General features: G+C 48.9%; 19 protein-coding genes. 7 read left to right on the top strand and 12 right to left on the bottom strand.

Features of this window, described 5'->3' with window-relative positions; translation table 11 throughout:
* Positions 1-14: 14 nt before the first annotated feature.
* The 4 genes from IE064_RS15045 to nhaC all read right to left on the bottom strand — a co-directional run bounded on the left by IE064_RS15045 (position 15) and on the right by nhaC (position 4895).
* A complete protein-coding gene (locus tag IE064_RS15045; protein ID WP_207904236.1) occupies positions 15-920 on the bottom strand; it encodes a dihydrodipicolinate synthase family protein in 906 nt (301 codons plus the stop codon).
* 120 nt (positions 921-1040) lie between these two features.
* On the bottom strand, positions 1041-2291 hold the full coding sequence (locus IE064_RS15040) for an NAD(P)/FAD-dependent oxidoreductase (protein WP_189618571.1): 1251 nt from the start codon (positions 2289-2291) through the stop codon (positions 1041-1043).
* A 246-nt stretch (positions 2292-2537) separates the two neighbouring features.
* The gene (locus IE064_RS15035) at positions 2538-3179 is read right to left on the bottom strand and encodes a GntR family transcriptional regulator (protein WP_133037446.1); all 642 of its coding nucleotides are present in this window, start codon (positions 3177-3179) and stop codon (positions 2538-2540) included.
* 264 nt (positions 3180-3443) lie between these two features.
* Complete coding sequence (nhaC, locus tag IE064_RS15030; RefSeq protein ID WP_189618570.1) at positions 3444-4895, bottom strand: Na+/H+ antiporter NhaC; 1452 nt, start codon at positions 4893-4895, stop codon at positions 3444-3446.
* A gap of 582 nt (positions 4896-5477) precedes the next feature.
* Here nhaC and ric point away from each other — a divergent pair.
* Complete coding sequence (ric, locus tag IE064_RS15025; protein WP_189618569.1) at positions 5478-6179, top strand: iron-sulfur cluster repair di-iron protein; 702 nt, start codon at positions 5478-5480, stop codon at positions 6177-6179.
* Positions 6180-6193: 14 nt separating this feature from the next.
* Here the strand turns inward: ric and IE064_RS15020 are convergent, their stop codons facing one another.
* The 7 genes from IE064_RS15020 to lptM all read right to left on the bottom strand — a co-directional run bounded on the left by IE064_RS15020 (position 6194) and on the right by lptM (position 11485).
* Positions 6194-6793, bottom strand: coding sequence for a HupE/UreJ family protein (locus IE064_RS15020; RefSeq protein WP_189618568.1), 600 nt, complete (start codon positions 6791-6793; stop codon positions 6194-6196).
* 143 nt (positions 6794-6936) lie between these two features.
* On the bottom strand, positions 6937-7653 hold the full coding sequence (locus IE064_RS15015; RefSeq protein WP_189618567.1) for an HAD-IA family hydrolase: 717 nt from the start codon (positions 7651-7653) through the stop codon (positions 6937-6939).
* 12 nt (positions 7654-7665) lie between these two features.
* Positions 7666-8565: a tyrosine recombinase XerC gene (gene xerC, locus IE064_RS15010; RefSeq protein WP_278250743.1), complete on the bottom strand. Its 900-nt coding sequence runs from the start codon at positions 8563-8565 to the stop codon at positions 7666-7668.
* Positions 8565-9221, bottom strand: a complete 657-nt coding sequence (locus IE064_RS15005; RefSeq protein WP_133037451.1) for a DUF484 family protein — start codon at positions 9219-9221, stop codon at positions 8565-8567. The genes xerC and IE064_RS15005 overlap by 1 nt, the downstream gene beginning before the upstream one ends.
* Complete coding sequence (gene dapF, locus IE064_RS15000) at positions 9218-10045, bottom strand: diaminopimelate epimerase (RefSeq protein ID WP_133037452.1); 828 nt, start codon at positions 10043-10045, stop codon at positions 9218-9220. The genes IE064_RS15005 and dapF overlap by 4 nt, the downstream gene beginning before the upstream one ends.
* Before the next feature lie 48 nt (positions 10046-10093).
* A complete protein-coding gene (gene lysA, locus IE064_RS14995) occupies positions 10094-11338 on the bottom strand; it encodes a diaminopimelate decarboxylase (RefSeq protein ID WP_189618566.1) in 1245 nt (414 codons plus the stop codon).
* Between the two features lie 6 nt (positions 11339-11344).
* The gene (lptM, locus tag IE064_RS14990) at positions 11345-11485 is read right to left on the bottom strand and encodes an LPS translocon maturation chaperone LptM (protein ID WP_133037454.1); all 141 of its coding nucleotides are present in this window, start codon (positions 11483-11485) and stop codon (positions 11345-11347) included.
* A gap of 80 nt (positions 11486-11565) precedes the next feature.
* Here lptM and cyaY point away from each other — a divergent pair, with 80 nt between their 5' ends.
* The gene (gene cyaY / locus IE064_RS14985; protein WP_133037455.1) at positions 11566-11895 is read left to right on the top strand and encodes an iron donor protein CyaY; all 330 of its coding nucleotides are present in this window, start codon (positions 11566-11568) and stop codon (positions 11893-11895) included.
* Between the two features lie 23 nt (positions 11896-11918).
* On the opposite strand, the gene IE064_RS14980 is transcribed toward cyaY, so the two are convergent.
* Positions 11919-14348: a class I adenylate cyclase gene (locus IE064_RS14980; protein WP_189618605.1), complete on the bottom strand. Its 2430-nt coding sequence runs from the start codon at positions 14346-14348 to the stop codon at positions 11919-11921.
* Between the two features lie 201 nt (positions 14349-14549).
* Between IE064_RS14980 and hemC the strand changes: the two genes are divergently transcribed.
* From hemC to IE064_RS14955, 5 genes are all read left to right on the top strand, one after another.
* On the top strand, positions 14550-15482 hold the full coding sequence (gene hemC, locus IE064_RS14975; RefSeq protein WP_189618565.1) for a hydroxymethylbilane synthase: 933 nt from the start codon (positions 14550-14552) through the stop codon (positions 15480-15482).
* An 8-nt stretch (positions 15483-15490) separates the two neighbouring features.
* The gene (locus IE064_RS14970; protein WP_133037457.1) at positions 15491-16213 is read left to right on the top strand and encodes a uroporphyrinogen-III synthase; all 723 of its coding nucleotides are present in this window, start codon (positions 15491-15493) and stop codon (positions 16211-16213) included.
* Between the two features lie 39 nt (positions 16214-16252).
* The gene (locus IE064_RS14965) at positions 16253-17392 is read left to right on the top strand and encodes a uroporphyrinogen-III C-methyltransferase (protein ID WP_189618564.1); all 1140 of its coding nucleotides are present in this window, start codon (positions 16253-16255) and stop codon (positions 17390-17392) included.
* A complete protein-coding gene (locus IE064_RS14960; RefSeq protein WP_189618563.1) occupies positions 17389-18558 on the top strand; it encodes a heme biosynthesis HemY N-terminal domain-containing protein in 1170 nt (389 codons plus the stop codon). Before IE064_RS14965 ends, IE064_RS14960 begins: the two co-directional genes overlap by 4 nt.
* Positions 18559-18935: 377 nt before the next feature.
* A partial coding sequence (locus IE064_RS14955; protein WP_189618562.1) for a retention module-containing protein occupies positions 18936-20583 on the top strand: 1648 nt, incomplete at its 3' end.

Raw genomic sequence — 20583 nt, 5'->3', positions numbered from 1 at the left:
GGCCTCTCGTACCGTTAAGCCTGAGTAGGTCTGGTAGCAGCGGCTTTCTCAACCATCGCTGTCACTTCATCACGGCGCGCGCCACTCAACGGCAAGCGCGGCATACGCACTCGTTCAGTCCCTCGGCCCATAATCTGTTCCGCTAACTTGATGGACTGCACCAGATCGTGCCCAGCGTCCAAATGCAGCAATGGCATAAACCAGCGATAGATTTCCAGCGCTCGCGCCATATCGCCCGCTTTAAATGCCCGCACCAGTTCCACCGATTCCTGTGGAAAAGCCGAGGTCAGCCCTGATATCCAAGCACAAGCCCCCAAGGTCAAGCCTTCCAGGGCGACATCATCCAGCCCCGCTAGGATATGGAACCGGTCACCGTAAGCGTTATACAGATCGGTGTAACGACGCGTGTCGGCTGAGCTTTCTTTGATGGCGACAATATTTTTTACGTCCACCAGCTTGGCCAATGATTCTAAACTGACGTTAACGCGATAAGCCGTAGGATTGTTATACAACATGATAGGTAATGAGGTGGCTGCCGCTACCGCTTTAAAATGGGCAATCAGCTCATCTTCTGTGGGTACGTACACCATGGCGGGAAGTAGCATCAATGCATCGGCGCCAAGTGCTTCGGCGTCCTGGACAAACTTGATGGCACGTTCGGTAGTGAGCTCACTTACCCCGGCAATAATCGGATGACTGCCTTTGACCTCAGCCGCCGCTGCAATAATCTGTCGCTTCTCTTCTGGTTCCAGCGAGTTATTTTCACCACAGGTACCAATCACCACCAGTCCATCGACACCATCTTCCAGCAATTTAGCAAAACCTTGCTGAGTGGCAGCCAAGTCCACCGCTAACTGTTCATCAAACTGGGTGGTGGCTGCCGGAAATACCCCGGACCATTTCATCGTACTTGTACTCATCTTTCTGTAATCCTGTTTCTGACATCAACTTGATGTATATGTTATATCGTATACTAAATTACGGCAAGCATTAACTTCTTCGCTTTTAAGTTATAGTCATAACACATTAATTTTTAAAACTTATCTTTGAAATCTAGCAAGAGAAAATGCTTGTAATGCTGAAGGAGTACGTTGATTATGTACCATCTCCGCCACCAGCATTGCCGTCTTGGCTGCGAGGGTCAGCCCCAGGTGTTGATGGCCAAAGGCATAGTACAGATTGTTGGCCCGGTCACTCTTACCAATCGCAGGTAGATAGTCCGGTAAGGTTGGCCGCGCGCCCATCCACTCACTCACGTTACCGGAAAATGGCAGACCCAGCTCATCACAATGGCGTCGTAGTTGTTGCCATTTGCGCGGATCGGCTTTGGCATCTAAGGCGTTAAATTCGACAAAACTACACGCCCGTAAGGTGTTGGCAAAGCGGGTCACTATCATTGAACGGTCTTCAAAAACCAGCGGCGGCAGATGTTCAGGCCAAGTGCTGTCATCACACTTCACTTCGAGGTGATAGCCACGTTCGGCAATCAACGGCACATGGGGATGAATGGTGGCCAGCAACTTGCCAGACGCGGCCCCGGCACACACTAACACTTGGTCAAATTGACAGTGTTCGCCATTCGCCAGCACCACTTCGGCACGGCCACTTTGCAACTGCAGTGACGCCACATCGGCATTTAGCCATTCGCCCCCCGCTGCCAAAAATTGCGCTTTCAGCAAGGAAGCCAATGCAGGCATATCATAGATTTGGCCGGAACCACTGAAACTGATGCCACCACAGAAGGGCACTTTGAGTGCTGGCAATGTTGCCAACAGTGCTTTGGGCAACTCAGCAAAAGAAACGCTGCCAGTATCCGTATGTTGCCAGTTAGCCATACCTTTGCGGACAGAACTGTCTGACTCCCATAGCACCCAGTGCCCTTGATCTCGGTAAAGGTCAGCCGCATCTAACTGCTGCAACAACTGTTGCCAGGCCGTTTCGGCACCATTAACAAGTGTTTTGAGCGCTTGTTTCCCATGACGGAAAGGACTTGGCATGGAGGCTTGCAGATAACGCCAAACCCAGCTCATTACGCCGGGCGCTGTCAGTGCAAAATCCAGTGCGCCCCCCACCATAAACAGCCGTTTCGGAGCCGTTGCCATGGCCGCTAACGACGCCAATGGTGTAACCTGTTCTACGGCGATATGGCCAGCATTATTCCATGATGACGCAGTCAAAGCTTCTTCCCGCTCTAAGATGCGGGTAGCAATTCCCTGCTTTTGTAACATCAATGCGCAACAACGTCCGACAATACCACCACCGATTACCGCAACTGTTCCATCAGCACTCATAGCAACAACCAACATCAAATATTTTGGAATAATTCGTATACTATATAACAAATACAGAACTAACAATCACCTGCTGTTAATTTTTTGTTGCTGCTAGCCGATATTAGTGGTCGAACGGTTGCGTCAGGCAACTAGAACTCTGTATCAGTTTGTTTCGCAGACGATTGGGGCACTACAGTCAAAGAAAGGGAACGGCGAGTTGATATTATAAAAAAGCCCGGGATATGACCCGGGCCTCGATGAAAATTATGCCTGCAGCTGTTGTCGCAGATCGTCCAGCACACCTTTGGTATGTTCTTTAATCAGTTTTTTCACAGTCTTGGCATCACGCGCCATCCAGGCATCGAAAATCTGTTGATGCTCACTGAGCGCATTCACTTCCCGATGAGGTGGTTCCAGGTGTTTGCGCACATAGCGTTCTGACAATAGGTGCAGTTTTTCCAGAATATCTTGGGTAACCCCACGCTGTGGTGACGCCGTGAGTGCCAGATGAAAATCGCGATTTACCGAGACCCCAGCTGACGCACCACCACTCATCCCCTCAAACTTACGAAACGTAGATTCCACCATGGCGCGAAGCTCATCATCCGCTTCTTTACAGGCTTCAGCTGCGGCATCAGGTTCTATCAAGATACGCAAACGGAACACATCCTCCGCTTCAGCCACCGTCAGCGGTCGCACTAAGAAACCACGGTTTGGGTGGGAGATGAGTAAACCATCATGTTCCAGACGAGTTAAGGCTTCACGCAACGGGATTTTGCTAACGCCTAACCCCTTAGATAAGGCATCCTGCCTGAGCGGTTTTGAAGGAAGCATGTCATTGGCCAGGATACGATCTCTGATAATCTCGTATGCCTGTTCTGACAGGGTCTTGACCACAATCGACATAAATTAACTCCAAAGCCCGGAATTCCATTCAACTGAACAACCTTATTCTGCTGAACAAAGATGACCGGTAAAAGTGGTGGGGAAATACTGATTTAGGCAAACATTATACTATTTAAGTTGCTGAATGCCTACTTTGATTGTGATCCACTGTACGCCCGACAATTTATCCTCACAAAGCTGCCGAGTGTGAGGACGCTAAATACCATAAAAAAATGCCTGCAAACATCTTGCTGCAGGCATTATCAGATCATCGAGAAATAACGGCTAATCCGCTTCCAGAATAGAGGAAGATGCCGAGCTTTCCGCTGATGATGGAGCCGATGTTTTCATCACGCCCTGACGCTGAAAACAAAACCAACCGGTGTAACAGTACAGGGCTGAAATCAGCAGCACTAACATGTGATACCAAAGAAACGGCAGATAAGCGGCAGTTGATACTCCCAAGGTTGTAGCCATAAACACGCCACCGTCAGTCCAGGGGATCATCGGCGTGGTAATGGTACCTCCAGCCTCGGTGTTACGTGACAAAACGCGCCGATCAACACCAAGCTCGTCATAATTTTTCCCAGTAATCGTGCTGGCGGTAATCAAGGAAACATAAGCCGCCCCACCGAGGAAATTCCCCAAAAAACCCGCAAACAAAGTGGATAGCCCCAAACGACCTAATGAGTGCGCCCAACGCTGCAATCCGTTAGAGATAGTAGTCAACACCCCGGTAACTTCCATCAAGCCACCCAGACCTAGCGCCAGCATGACGAGCAGAATCACTTCTAACATTGATGCGATGCCACCACGATTGAGCAGAATATTCAAAAAATTCAAATCCGACTGTACGTGATTTCCTTGATACAAGGTCGCAAATGCTGCTATTGGTGACATCTGTTCAAACACACAGGCCCAGATTACTCCGAGTAAAGCACCGAAACTGATCACCGGAACGGAAGGCAAGCGCAGTAACAACAATGCAATCACTGCTGCAGCTGGTAGCAACATATACCAAGCAATCACATAGTGCTGCGACAGCGCATGCATCACATCCTGCGCACGGCTAACATTACCACTTTGACCGTAACTCAGCCCTACGACCAAGAACAACAATCCCGCAATAGTAATAGCCGGGACGCTGACATACAGCATAGACTTGATATGGTCGATAATGTTGACCTTGCACAGCGACGCCGTCATCACAGTAGTGTCCGATAGCGGTGACAGTTTATCGCCGACATAAGCGCCAGAGATCACCGCGCCTGCCACCAAGGGCGCTGGCAGATCAAAGCCCGCCCCAATGCCCATCATGGCGATGCCCGCAGTGCCAGCGGTACCAAAGGAAGTGCCCGTTGCCAGTGAGGTCACCATGCAGACAAAAAAGGCTGCCAGTAAAAATATGTGCGGACTCATCACTGATAAGCCGAGATAAATAATATTGGGTACCACGCCCCCCGCCATCCAGCTACCGATCAGCGCCCCCACCGCAATCAACACCAGAATGGCGTCCATCCCCTGACTAATGCCATGGGTCAATCCCTGTTGCATAGTGTGGTAATCGAGCTTGAGAATTTTTCCTAGCCCCATCACCAGAAACCAGCTCACCAGCAACGCCAATTGGATTGCTAGGCCAAGTATGTGCACGAACATAAAGATGACACCGATGATCATCAGCGCCAGTAATAATATCTGTGGAACAGTGGGTAAACGGGAAGGATGTAGCGGAGTCATGTTGGTTATCCTAAGGCTTTTACTTTGCCATATGGCAAGAGAATAAAAATGCCCAGTCTTACTGGACTGTTGTTATAAGTAGTTTTTGTACGGTAAACACTTGCAACTCACGCGCTGCCATACGGCTTAACGTTTCCGATGATCCCCACCACTTCATCTGAGTCCCCACAACCGATGCCCCAATCGGTAAGTCTGCCGACTATTTACCCAAAACTGACGAAGGTACTACGGAGATATCACTAATGTTGCTGAGTTGATTGCACTCATATTTATCGAATAAAAAATAACGTATACCATTTTAACTATAAGTACAAGCTGAATAAGTAACCGTATTTCGAGGTATTGTTCAATGCGCTACAGCTTATGACGGTACAGACTCCCGGAATATCTCAATCATCTTGCACCTGCAACAGAGGATGGTTAATTATGATGTTTTTCAATAAGTTAAATATATTAATAGCCACTACCATGTCGTCTAGCAACCATTAAAAATGTGCTTAACCTAGCAAATTACTCAACTTTATAATGCAAATATAAAAGACGTATTTATAATACAGCTTATATTTCCAGCAGGAGTTTGCTATGTCCAAAGAAATTGAGCTCGACCGCCGTGTAGGGGATTTAGTTGCTGAAGATTTCCGTAACGCCCATATCTTCAGCCAGTTCGGTATTGACTTTTGTTGTGGGGGAGGAAGAACGTTAGCAGCCGCTTGTCAGCGGGCTAATGCGGAGCCTACCATCGTTATACAAGCACTGCAGCAACTACAACGCAGTGGCGATAAACAAGACCAACTGATACAACTACCATTGGCTGATTTAATCGACCATATTGAACGTAAGCATCATGAATATGTAAGACAGAAAGCGCCACTGCTGCTGGAATATGCCGATAAAATGGTGCGTGCCCATGGTGACAAGTATGAAGAAATCAAACCTGTCGCTGGCTGGATTAAAGCACTGGTTGCAGATCTACTACCGCATCTGCAAAAAGAGGAACAGGTGTTGTTCCCGGCCATTCGAGCACTGAGTAATGGTGACCGCATCAATAGCTGCTTTGGTACAATCGATAATCCGATACATGCGATGGAATACGAGCATGAGGAAGCCGGGCAGATCTTACAAAAACTACGGCAACTGACACAGAATTATCAACCGCCAGCCCACGCCTGCACCACCTGGAGAGTGTGCTACGCGACTTTAGCGGAGTTTGAACAGGACTTATTCACCCATATACATTTAGAAAACAACGTGTTATTTCCAAAAGCATTACAGCTGGAAGTCTAAGTTATTGATGACACCTATGGGATAGGCCATAACAACGCCAGCACTAAATAACCACCGGCGACGGCAATAACGCCGCCGGTAATGCGCAGCAGTCGACTATTATTATCCAGATGTCTCAGAATCTTACCAATTAAGACACCCATTAACTGCAATAAGACAGTACCTGCCAGCAGGCCTGACAGATACGCCAGTGGTGAGGCCCCTGCTGGCATTAACGCCCCATGTTCATAGCCATGAAATACCGCAAATATCCCGACAAATGCCATAGCAAACGACACGGGCATGCTGCGGTTTAGGGCAATGATACCGCCAAGCGCCACGACCCCTAACGCCAAAAATGAATCTGCGATTGGCATTGGCACCGCCAATATGCCCGCAATACTGCCAAGACACATAAAAAACAAAAACGCCAAAGGGATCATACACACTAGGCCGCGCTCCAACATGGTGCAAAGCATTCCAACACTGAGTGCTGCGAGAATATGGTCCATGCCCTGAAAAGGATGCGACAAGCCGTAGATAAAACCGTAGTTAACCGCGCCAACCTGGGCGGCTACAGGGAGACTGATACTCAGCAAAAACAAAGTGGTTAAACGGTACCATGAAAGAGACAAGCTTTACCTCGGACAAAAAATAACATCGCAACGTATGTAACGTAATAATAAGCTATATGTTACACAAATGATAATAACAAAAGTGTGACTGTTTGAAGAAATTTAAACGTGAATAATTGTGTATGGACGTCGCCTTTATTCGGCTAAAGCAGCTGTTTTAATTGCGCTAACTCAGACACTTGTAACTGCGGTAATAACGGTCCAGAAGACTTTACCACTACCTGCCCAAACCCTGGATTAAGCCAGATGGCCTGACATCCGGCGCGGCGGGCACCGGCAACATCGGTCATTGGGTGATCGCCCACATGTAATAACTGCGAAGGTAACAATGCCAGCCTTTCGGCCGCCTTGACAAACATATCGGCAAATGGCTTCATGCGCACCCCGTTGCCCGGATGTAGCACAAAAGACATGACACCACCCAGACCAATGGCTTGTTCATTCACATTACCGTTAGTAATGCCGACGATGGGCCAACGCTGTGACAACTGAGTTAGCAGCGAAATCACCTCCGCCGACACCCGAAAATTACTGCGTCTGTCATAAAAATAACTCAGCCCGTCATCCGCGCCTTTAACTGCAATGGCATCTTGATAGCCTAACGTCTTTAACCCAAGATATAACACCGCACGGCGGGTGGCCGAGGTATCGTGAACCAATTGCGGCTGTGCGGCTAATACTCGCATTTTCAGTTGTCGCCAATCATCTTGGCTGTATTGAGTTGTCGCTGGGAAATGTTGTGCCAGCCACTGCAATAACTCAACCTCAGCGGCAGCAATTATCGGCTTATTGTTATAAAGGGTATCGTCCAGATCGAAACTGAGCGCCCGAAATGGCGTAAGACGGAGAAAACTGCGCATCACATCTCCCTCTCACTTTCCTTTTTTGGCATGAGGATGGGCACTGTCATATACCTTAGCCAGATGTTGAAAGTCCAAACTGGTATAGATTTGGGTCGTCGCCAGATTAGCATGCCCCAGCAGCTCCTGCACTGCCCGCAGGTCACCACTTGACTCCAGCATATGGGTGGCAAATGAGTGCCGCAGTTTATGGGGATGGACGCGTCCAGCAATGACTTGCTGTTGTCCCCAAAACGCCAACCGTGCCTGAATACTGCGGTGCGCTAACCTTTGCCCTTTACTGGTAACAAACAGCGCCCGATCCGCGCAAGGCAGCAATTGCCGATAACCCAGCCAGACCTTAATTGCCGCTACGGCAATCGAGCCAACCGGTAACAATCGCTCCTTACTGCCCTTCCCCATAACCCGCACCTGTGCTTGCGGCAAATCCACATCATCCACGTCCAATGCTGCCAATTCCGCCAGTCGCAAGCCACTGGAATAAAACAGTTCCATTATCGCTTTATCGCGAGCCGAGATAGGGTCAGTGACTTCAATATCCAGCAGATGGCTGACACTGTCAGTATCCATATTCTTGGGTAGCGGCTTTGCTTGTTTGGGGGCCGACAACGACTTAGCAGGATTACTGCGGATCGCACCTTCGCGCAGCAAAAAGGTAAAAAACTGTTTTTGCGCAGAGAGGCTTAATGCCAAACTCCGAGGACTCAAACCTTGCCGATGCAACTTTGCCAGCACGCTTTGGAGTTGTTGAAATTCGATAGTTTCCCAACGACTGACATCTGGCAGTAGTGCCGCAACCCGCAATAATTCACTCATATAGTTGCGGACAGTGTATGGAGATAATTGACGTTCCGTACGCAGAAATCGCTCAAATTGCGCTATCCAGTGGGACTCGGCAAGTGCTGTCATCATCAGAGTTTAGGTAACAGATGATCCAGTAACTGCCGCACCTGTTCCAGCAACATACTGTCCATCTCAGGGTGAAAATGGGTCACATCCTCACTGGCAATGGCAAATATTACCTGCCCATTGTCTTCGGATAAGCGCGCCAGTGACACTGATCCCACTTCAGTACCAAATAATCGATGGGATTCCTGACGAGTAAGACGGCCAAAATAGTAGCCTTGCTTTAACCGTTTATGCCAGATTGTCGACAGTTCAGAATCAATATCGTGCACGGTAATCAGCCGTACATGACTGAATTGGAATTCACCTTTCAATTCCGCTGTCAGCACTTGCCGTAATTCGCCAATGTCTTCACAATCCAGCAGTTTGCGGCACAACTGAGTATTAAATCGATAAATTCGTTCGTTGCGGGTTGCCATGGACATCAGCGTGGTGATCTCTTCTTCAAGCTGATTGACGCGGCTGCGCAACATCTCCTGGCGTTTTTCGACCAGTGACACAGTTCCCCGTTCACCATGTGGCAACACCATCGCCAACAGCAGTTCCGGGAAACGACTGAAAAAATCTGGGTTGTCGAGCAGATACTCACGGATAATCTGCTCATCAAATGGCGCATCCATACGCGCTTTTACTTCGGTTTCGGTTGCCACAGTTTCGGTCATAATTGTATTTGTCCGTCGTACACGTGTTCCGCCGGGCCTGTCATCCATAATGGTTTGCCTTCGCCTTCCCAGTTAATGGTCAGACTGCCACCGGGAAGGTCAACCCGCACTATCTTGGCTAATTTGCCTTGTAATTGCCCAACTGCTGCCGCGGCACAAGCGCCACTGCCGCAAGCCAGCGTCTCAGCAGCGCCGCGCTCATAAACGCGCAATTTGATATGTCCTTCATTGACTATCTGCATAAAACCAACATTGACGCCTTTCGGAAAACGTTCATGGTTGGTCAGCAGCGCGCCAATTTGCGCCACATCCGTTGTCGCTACATCCGCCACCTCAATCACACAGTGAGGGTTCCCCATGGAGACAGCACCACACAGAAAGGTCTGGGCTTCCGTCTGCAACAAATAGGTTTTTTCTGCTTTTTTGGCCTTAAAAGGGATTTTACCAGGGTCGGTAATGGGCACCCCCATATTCACCGTCACAGTGCCATCTCGCTCTAACCTCAGCGTCATCTTGCCAGCCGAGGTGCTGACACGGATCTTCTGCTTAATAGTCAAGCCTTTATTACGTACAAAGCGGGCGAAACAGCGAGCCCCATTACCACATTGTTCCACTTCGGTGCCATCGGCGTTAAAGATACGATAATGAAAATCGAGGTCGGGATCGTAGGGTGGCTCAACCAGCAACAACTGATCAAACCCCACACCAAAGTTACGATCTGCGAGACGGCGGATCTGTTCCGGCGAAAAAAACACGTTCTGGGTGACGCCGTCAACGACCATAAAGTCGTTACCCAAGCCGTGCATTTTGGTGAACTGAATCAATCTTGCTCCTTTGTCGCCACTTGGCGCAAAAAGGTCACTGGGAGTAGTTTACGGCAGCAGGTGTTCACCTTGCCAGAGTTGTGGCAGTTTTTCGCGTTCACGCACCACATAATGGCTACCGGCATCTACCATCACCTCAGCTGCACGCGGTCGAGTGTTGTAGTTAGACGACATCACAAAGCCATAAGCGCCGCTGGAGCGCACCGCTAACAAGTCCCCTTTGCGGATAGACAACTCTCGAGATTTACCTAAAAAGTCTCCGGTTTCACACACAGGTCCCACGACATCATATACCTTGGGAGCACTGCGATACTGCCGCACTGGAATAATCTTTTGCCAAGCACCATATAAGGCGGGGCGGATGAGATCATTCATGGCACCATCGACAATAGCAAAATTTTTCCCAGCATTTTCTTTTAGATACAACACTTGCGTGACAAAAATGCCAGCATTGGCGGCGATCGCTCGACCCGGTTCGAAGATCAGCTGCAAATCACGCCCTTGCAGTTTCTCCATCAAAGCGCTGGCATAGACATTAGGCATTGGGGGCGTTTCTTCGTCATAGGTCACCCCTAAACCACCGCCAACATCCAAATGGTGAATGTCGATGCCTTTGTCACTGAGCCGATCAATCAATGCCAAAACCCGATCCATGGCATCCAAAAATGGTCGCAATTCTGTCAGCTGTGAGCCAATATGACAGTCCACACCTTTGACCTGTAAATAAGGCAGTTCCATCGCCCGGGTAAATGCAGCTTCCGCATCATTCATGGCAATGCCGAACTTATTTTCCTTGAGACCGGTAGAAATATAAGGGTGCGTGCCAGCGTCTACATCGGGATTAATCCGCAGCGACACCGGTGCCATAGTGCTAAGTCCGGCAGCGACATCGTTCAACTGCTCCAACTCGGCCAATGACTCTACGTTGAAACAATAGATCCCCAGCTCCAGCGCCATTTTCATCTCGGCGGCAGTTTTACCAACACCAGAGAACACCACTTTCGCAGGATCGCCACCGGCAGCGACCACTCGCGCCAGTTCCCCACCCGAAACAATATCAAAACCGCTGCCCATACGCGCCAATAAGTTGAGCACAGCTAAGTTTGCATTGGCCTTGACCGCATAGCAGATAAGATGCGGATGTTCAGCCACAGCCGAATCAAAAGCATGCCAGTGTCGTTCCAGTGTGGCGCGAGAGTAGATATATAATGGTGTGCCATATTGTTTAGCTAATTCGGCCACACTGCAGTCTTCAGCAAACAGATGTTTCTCGCGAAAATTAAAGTAATCCATAATCCCTCACTTTGACTGTTGCGGGGTTGCTGGCTGCACCGGCTGCGCCTGATTGGTTTCTTGTGCCGGACTCTTATAAAGAGGACCTTTCTGACCGCAGCCCGTCAATAATAGGCCAATGATGGTTAACGCGATAAACAGTCTCATTTCAATCAACATCTGTGCAGAGGATTTACAATAGTCTTATAATCGCATTCATCTTAATGAAAGCAAAGGACAGAAATTGCATGGCTATGACAGATAGTGAATATCATCAGCTTGCCGACAAAATGTTCGATTTAATTGAAACCGCGGTAGAGCACGCCATCGACAACGACGACGCCGATGTGGATGTCGATAACAGCGGCAATGTACTGCAACTGGAATTTCCTGATGGCTCCAAAATAGTGATTAACAAGCAAGAACCTTTGCATGAGCTTTGGGTTGCCACTCGTTTTGGGGGCTACCATTTCGGTTATGTTGAAGGTAAATGGCTGGACGGTCGCAACGGCGGGGAGTTTTTGCCTTTTGTACAGCAAGCCATTGCCAAGCAAGGCGGTTTGCAACTGCAATTTTAATGGCTGCTAACGGGGCTTGGCAGTCAGAACTCAGACTGCCCAGTGCCGGATGCCAGACCAAAGGGGACGGCAGTAATTTTGTGATCTTCAAGCACCAGCATAAAAAACTGCGGGAAGTTGAAACGATCGCGCATATTCTGAGTATCGCCAAAAGCATAATGACGGGTTAGCTGTGCCACAAGATCGCTAACATTAGCCCCCGCTTGCACGTAATGACTCAGTTGATTTCGCTCATCCAACACGTAAACATCTAGAGCATTATCACCCTGTTGTAAAAAATATTGCAGTATGCCTTTTACCGCAAAATCGCGGATCACTTGTGGTACATTTACACTGGCTTTACCATTCACCAGAGTGTCCGGTGGTTGCTGTAATTCGCCACGCACCATCTGTTCATACAGCGATTTCACATCTGAAAGATCGCGGTAACTCATCCCCTTCGCATCGAAAAATAGGCCATAACGCTTGTCACGTAGTTGTAGTGGTTGCACCAATGTCCGTGTTGCCTGAGCATCACGGATCAACCGATAAACCTGCTTCATCAAACGACACAAGCAGTGTTCCAGTTGCGGTTGCACTTTTTTAGACGCACTCACCACATCAAGTTCAACCTTATCGGTACCGCGTTTTAGTCCGGGTGCCACATAGCTTATCAACTGTAATAATGCCTGTTCCCCCTGAAAGCTATGACAATGCCATTCCCCCCAAGAATTGAGGCTAATAAGGTGAATACTGCCCAACAGACAAAATTGCTGCTGCCCCACAGATAACAGATTGCTGCCGAGCAGATCCAACATAATGCCTTGTCCCGACCAATCAGCCGTTGGGTCATAGTCAAGATTAAGCAGTAGCAACAGCTTTCGGTAATGCCATGGCTGGCACAGATCCATTTTGGAAACCCGCCAGTGACGATTAGCAAGGTGAGGTAACAATCGCCGAGCGGTCCTACGTAGTCGCCGTCCTCTAGCGCTGCTGCGGCCATATTCATGCCAGCGAGTGTGCGTATCACACACACCATTCAAGCACGCCCATGCCATTAACGAGGCAGTATTGGACGCTTTATAGACGGCAACCTCACCGAAAAACTGCCGAGGATCCGGGGGTAATCGATACAGATAACTTTTTTTGGGCGCCTGTCCACTGCGGACAACGGTCAGATGTTTTTCCGCTAAGTGCTGACTCCAAAGTGGGTTAAGCCGCAGGATCTGCTGTTCATTATCACTGAAATAGGTGTGTAATTTACGGGTCAATAATCCCAGATCTTCAATTTTGAAATGCTCGCTTAAGCTGTGGATGGAAGCAAAGCGTAGCAGCGTCTGATAGCTGACTAACATCAGTTCATTGAGCTGAGCATTGAACCACTGCAGCTCACCACTATGCCAGTTGTCGCAGTTATCCAATGTCACCACCAGACTGTAAGGCCACTCCCAGTCAAGCACCATTTTGCGCAGTTGTTGATAACGCCAGTCTTGAGATTGCCGCTGATCGCTAAGGCGGATGCCACATTTCAGATACAGGCAGCGGCGAGCAATTTCCAATCGGCGGTTATCGCCAACACGCACCAGATATTGTTCGATAAACTGATAGAGTAACAAGTAGGGATCATTATCAATGGTGAAATCACCTGCCAACGTTTTTTGCCAGATAGAGTCGGTGATTAATCGGCTACCCGGATAGTCACTGGCGTAAGCTTCAAGCAACAGCACTTTTAGCAATGCTTTGTGCGGCTTTTCTAAGCCTTTATATAGCTGCCATAAAGAGGCACCGAAATACTCATTCGCCGGTAAGCGGTGGACATCCCCGAAAAACAAATACTGAGCTTGCGCTTGCGCCCCTGGCCACCAAGCAACGGTTTTCCCCGCTAAACGAATGTGGCTGCGGTAAAACTCCTCCAACAACAGCCAGTGTTGTGCCGTGCCACTGTGCTCATGTCCCAGCACTTCCCATTCATTCTGGATGCGTTCTTGGTAGTCGCGGCTGAACTGGGTCGGATGCACTAAGTAGAAGTTCACCTCAAAATCAAAACCGCCAAACCAATTGGTCAGCATGCGGCTCTTCTGCTGCAAACGCTCTACTGCCGGCGACTCAAGATCACTGTTATAAACCAGCCATACGTCCACATCACTTTTAGGGTGCTGGCCGAAACTGGCGGTACTGCCCATGACGTACACCCCCTCCAACAAGGGCGTTTGTGGCACTTCGGCAGGTATCGGCTCCAGCTTGAATACATCCAGCGCGTCAAGCAGGCCGTGAGTCATCTGGAAATCAGTCACACCATAGGGCGTTGCTTCACCGTTGTAACCAGGCAACGACTGATGGTGGTGATGTAGCAGATAAGGGATTAGCGTAAACAAGTGCTTTTGCAACGGAGAAAACAACGCATGCGCCCGAGCCAGCCGCACGCGGTTAAGACGCTCGGCAATATCGGCTTGTTGCTGAGAGATGTCGATCATCCGGACCATTATTTTTCCCTAGGCGTAATGGGGAAACATGCTAACATTTTTCACATAATGCGCAAACAATGAGACAGAGATCACATATTACACCAATAAATAACCGGTTTGATTTCAAAGATTGAGCAATGACGCGTGCCATTATTTTTTTGGCAATGTTAGCATTGCCGCATTTAAACTCTGTGACGGAAATATTCGGGCATGTCTGAAAATTGTATTCGCATTGCAACACGCAAAAGTCCGCTGGCTATGTGGCAGGCTGAGTTTGTAAAAGCTGAGCTAGAAAGGATCCACCCAGGATTGGTGGTTGAATTGTTACCTATGAGCACTAAAGGTGACGTGATCCTTGATACCCCGCTGGCAAAAGTCGGTGGTAAAGGACTGTTTGTTAAAGAGCTGGAAGTTGCCATGCTTGAAGGACAGGCAGATATCGCAGTCCACTCGATGAAAGATGTGCCAGTAGAGTTCCCAGAAGGGTTAGGACTGGAAGTCATCTGCAAACGTGAAGATCCTCGCGATGCATTTGTTTCTAACAAATATCAACATATTGAAGAACTGCCGCAAGGCGCTGTCGTAGGCACTTCCAGTCTGCGCCGTCAATGTCAACTGCGTGAGCGTCGCCCAGATCTGATCATCAAAGATTTACGTGGTAACGTTGGCACCCGACTCAGCAAGCTGGATGCTGGTGATTATGATGCCATCATTCTTGCAGCGGCAGGACTTATCCGCCTTGAACTGAAAGAACGCATCGCCAGCTTTATCCCTGCTGAAGATTCATTACCTGCCAACGGACAAGGTGCCGTCGGTATTGAATGCCGCACGGATGATGAACGGGTAAAAGCCTTGCTGGCACCGTTGGAACATAAAGAAACCCGATATCGAGTACTGGCGGAGCGCGCCATGAATACCCGTCTAGAAGGCGGTTGCCAGGTTCCAATCGGTGCTTATGCTGAAATCGACGGTGACGATATGCTGTTGCGTGGACTGGTGGGTAATCCCGACGGTTCGCAGGTAATCCGTGGCGAAGTAAAAGGTCATAAACTGGACGCCGTTGCCTTAGGTAATAGCCTAGCTGAAGAGCTGCTCAGCAAAGGGGCCAAAACCATCCTTGATGCGGTATACGGCAATAACTGAGATCACGCATGAAAGTGCTGCTCACACGTCCACAAGGACGTAACCAGTCGATGGAAGATGCCCTGCGCCAGCGGGGTATCGCATTCATGACTACTCCACTGTTGGCGGTGGAGCCGCTCCACGATGCGCAAGGGCTAACCTACTTCCGCAACGCCGAGATTGTCATTTTTATCAGCACTAACGCCGTTGAATTTGCTAATCAGTTGGTAGGCGACTGGCCAGCAGCGAAGCATTATCTTGCGGTCGGAGATGCCACTTGCCAGGCACTCAATGATCTGGGTGTCGAGGTGCAGTCCGCCCCCGCTGAACTGCAGCAGACCGAAGGGCTGCTAACATTGCCATTGTTGCAGCCCGAACAGGTAAAGCAACGCAACATCTTGATCATCAGGGGGCAAGGAGGACGCGAGGATTTAGGCGATACTCTCAGCCAGCGTGGCGCCCAGCTAAGCTATTGGGAAGTCTACCGCCGCGTCTGCCCTGCTTATGATGTACAGCAACTGCTGCAAAGCTGGCAAAAATTCGGTATTGATACCATTCTGCTCACCAGCGGCGATATACTAAAGAATCTGTTGAAACTGCTGCCAAAAGAGTATTTTCCTTGGCTGCAGGCATGTCATATCATAGTTCCCAGTATCCGGGTAGAACGTCAGGCGCTGGCGGCAGGGTTATCCCATGTCACCAATGCTTGTGCTGCTAATAGTCAAGCCATGCTCAACGCATTGGCACTGTAACACAGCCTGCCTGCCCATTATTGTTCAAGGACTGTTTTTATGGACAACGAAAAGCCACAGGACGAGAAGAATTTGCCCGTCCCCTCAGATTTACCACAGCCCGAGACAGAAGAAACTACCAATATTCCGCCTAAGCTTGCTACCGCACCACAGCGGTCAGGGAGTTCGCTAACGCTACGCCTGCTGCTGTTATTTACGCTGTTATTGGCGCTGTTGGCCTGCACCGCTAGTGGTTATCTGTACTGGCAGTTGCAACGCCAGTCACAACTGCTGACTGATACCAGCGTTTCGATGCAACAAGCGTTGCAGACGCCGACACAAGAGATCCACAAACTGAGTGCGCAATTACAGCAAGCAGAGCAGAAGGATAGTACGCAGCAGGCCACTATTGAGCAGCTACAGCAAAACCAGGTACAGCTCCAGGACAAGATAGCAACATTGGCGCAGCGCCATCCCAACCATTGGCTAGCAGCAGAAGCAGAATATCTGGTACGCATCGCAGGACGTAAATTGTGGCTGGAAAAAGACCCACAAACTGCCGCGGGGTTACTGCAGGCAGCCGATGAGCGCATTGCGGCAATGCAAGAGCCTTCACTGATGCCGTTGCGTAAAGCGCTGGCGCAGGATATCGCCAAGGTACAAGAGATCAAGAATGTCGACATTGCCGGGACCATATTCACACTGGATGGCATTATCGGCAAGCTGGATAAAATGCCGCTACATCAGTTAGGTGAAGCGGAGCAGGCCCCCGTGGATGACAATCAGCCAATGTCTGCGTCAGTCGCAGATTGGAAAACGAATCTAGCTAAAACCTGGAAGGCGTTAACCGAAGACTTCTTTACAATCCGCAAAATCAATACTGATATTACCCCACTGTTATCGCCTAAACAGGAATGGTATCTGGAAGAGAATATCCGCAATAAATTGCTGCAGGCACAACTGGCGCTGTACCAATACAATGCGTTGAATTACCGTCAATCCATCACCATGGCACGCAAGTGGATCCAACAATATTATGATTTAGCGGATGAGCACACACAGGAAGTGTTACAAGCACTGGATGCTCTAGCGAACTTAACACTTGATCCTATTAACGTGCAGCAATTCCAAGCCAGCGCTCAGCTAAAGCAATTAGTCACCTATGGCCGATTGATACCAGCAACGGAGGCTGAACAATGATCAGAGCATTGGTTTACCTGCTGATTATTCTGGCAGGTTTATGCCTTAGCCCTTTTATTGTTGGTAAGAGTGGCTATGTGTATATCGCATTTCTCGACTGGCAATTAGAAACCACCGTTGCCTTTGCTGTCATTGCTATGGTGGTGTTTTACGGAGTATTGCAGTTATTAGAATGGCTCTTGGTTGGCCTGCTGCATATTATTCTCAGCAGCCGTTATCTGCCGCAGCGCTGGCGCCGTAATGCCGCTCGCAAACACACCTTGGTGGGCGCGCTGGCATTAGCAGAAGAAGACTGGCCAGCAGCGGAGCGTGCTATGCGTAAAGGCGCCGAGCAGGGAGAGATCCCTGCACTCAATTATTTAGCCGCAGCCCGAGCAGCACAATACCAGCAAAAGATAGAAGCCAGAGATGCTTACCTGGAGAAAGCTGCCACATTACCAATGGCCGCTACCGCAGTCACCACAACCCGTATCCGCTACTTTCTGCGCCAAGGAGAAGTCACCGCAGCGCGAGTGTTGCTGGATAAACTGCAACCCAACAGTAAGAGCAAAGTTCCAGTACTTAAACTTGCAACGGAACTGTACCGTCTGCAACAAGATTGGCAATCGCTGAAATTACTCCTTCCTGCACTGGCAAAACGTAAAGTGCTTAGCGATGATGAATGGCAGCAACTGAGCATTGCGGTGAATGTTGAGCTGTTACGCCAAGCCGCGAACATCAGTGAACAAGAGTTAGAAAAGTGTTGGCAGTGGCTTAGTCGGGCAGAAAGAAATGAGGATGCTAATCTTGCCGCCTATGCTAACGGACTCAATCAGCACGGTAAACATGACGAAGCGATCAAGTTGCTCAGCAAGCAGCTAAAAAAAGAGGCATCTGCTCCGGTCTTTGAGGCCACAGCAGATATCTGGCAAACCGAAGATGCAGACCTGATGACATTGCTACAAAAACTGCAGCCTAAACTGGAAAACCATGCAGACTACCAACTCTGTATGGCCAGAATATATGAAAGAGCCCGTGATTTTGCCGCAGCTAAAGAAGCTTGGCAGATGCTATGCAAGCTGTTACCTAAAGCGCAATACTGGCGCTCACTCGCGGCGTTGCAGGAACAGTTAGGCGACAATGGTGGTGCGTTAGCGAGTTACAAACAAGCCGTCAAAAATCTGTAACTAATCATTGTCTTAACCTTCAAAAAAAGCCGCTATTTTTATAGCGGCTTTTTCTTATGCCGAAACATTCGTATTCCTTTTTTCCTCTCTTGTAACAGACAATGTTAATGCCTGTTTTCATAACTATCTAATTTTGAAGATCTTTATAAGAAATAATACCATTCTTTGACATGTTCATAAAAAATACATAATAGATTATTTATCATCCTGTTTTACAATGATTTTTTTATGCGTCAATAAATTGACATCGGGTAATTAATAACCTAACATTTTCTTAAAACTGTGAAAGACGTCCTAAAATTTAAAGGCATCTCTAACAAATTATTATCAATTCAAGTAGGCCACCACGGACGGCCTGCAGCGGGGCAGTGGATAGTATGAATACCGTAATTACCCAACAAGACAGTCAAATCAAGAACTTGAATGGACAAATAGCTGTTGTGATTAACGGCGAACAACACCTAGTTAAAGAAGGTGAATTCATCCCCAAAGGCGCTGAATTGATCTTAAGTGATAATGCCAGTGCCAATCTGGTTCAGGCTGATGGTAACAATGTCACCGTTGGAGGGGACCAGCAGCAAGGAGAAACTGCTGCCACTGATGCCGAAATTCAGCAACTACAGAATTTAATTGCTGCCGGAGAAGATCCTACTGCCAATCTGCCAGAAACCGCTGCAGGCAATCAAATATCTGGGGGCGGTGATTCAGGCTACGTTGCCGTTACTCGCGATGGTAGTGAAGTACTGGCCAGTTCTGGCTACGATACCGCAACGTTTGTTGTTGCTGGTACTACCGAAGCAGACTCACCCGTCATTCCTTACTACGTAACCAGCGGTGCGACCAACGATCTAAATACCATCGATGAAGATTCAATTGCTTCTGGCAATGTATTGACCAACGACTTTATTTCCGATGGTTCGCTCAGTGTTACAAGCTATTTAGTTGAGGGAAGCAACTATTTAGCTGGAGATACCGCAGAGTTAGAAAGTGGTTCGCTCGTATTGAACAGTGATGGCAGCTATACCTTTACGCCAGGCGCTAACTGGAATGGAACAGTGCCTGTCATCACCTACACAACGAATACAGGTGACACCGCAACACTTACAATTACAGTGACTCCTGTCAACGATGCCCCCGAATTAATGCCTGATGTCGGAGTTGTAAATGAAGACGCTACCTTAGTGGTTGATGCCGCCAACGGTGTCCTGAGCAATGATACCGATGTGGATGGCGACACACTGAGTGTTACGGGGATTCTGAACGGCACAAGTGGCACCGCCACCGCCGTGACCAGTGGTACGTCCACCGTACTCACTAACGACTACGGCACATTGACCATCAACAGCGATGGCAGCTACAGCTTTGCCGCCACTGGTGCAGCTTCTCAAGCGCTAGGAGCTGGAGAAACGGCCAACACGGTATTTACCTACACCGCCACCGATGGCACTGAGTCACTGACCAGCACTTTAACTATCACCATAACAGGTACCGACAACGGCGTTAGCTTGCTTGGACTGTCGGGCACCGACCAAATTGTGAATGAGGCAAATCTGGCTTCAGGATCCAATCCCGATAGTAGCTTACTGACCCAAGAGGGTAACTTTAGCTTCACCAGTGCTGATGGTCTGCAAACATTAACCGTCGGGGGGGTGACATTCAACCTCGCGCAATTGCAAACATTTAATGCCACACCATTCAGTATCAATACAGCGCATGGCACATTGACTCTTAATGGATTTACGGGATCTGAAGCCGGTGGGCAAGTAAGTTACAGCTACACGCTAAATAGCCCCGTAGATAACGATAGTGAGGCTGGAGCCGACGGTAACGGATATAACGAAAGTTTAGCTGTAATAGTCACCGATGTAGACGGCAGTAATGAAACCGGCTCATTAGATATTAACATTGTCGATGATGTCCCAACTGCCGTCGCTGATACTGACAGCATTGCCGCGGCCGGCAACAGCGCCAGTGGTAACGTTATCACTGGGGTGGGCACCACCAACAACGGCGCCGATACCGTGG

This window comes from Shewanella fodinae, assembly GCF_014651955.1.
Taxonomy (GTDB): Bacteria; Pseudomonadota; Gammaproteobacteria; order Enterobacterales; family Shewanellaceae; genus Shewanella; species Shewanella fodinae.
The sequence above is the reverse complement of the archived record's forward strand: the minus strand, read 5'-3'. Positions and strand labels throughout refer to the sequence as shown.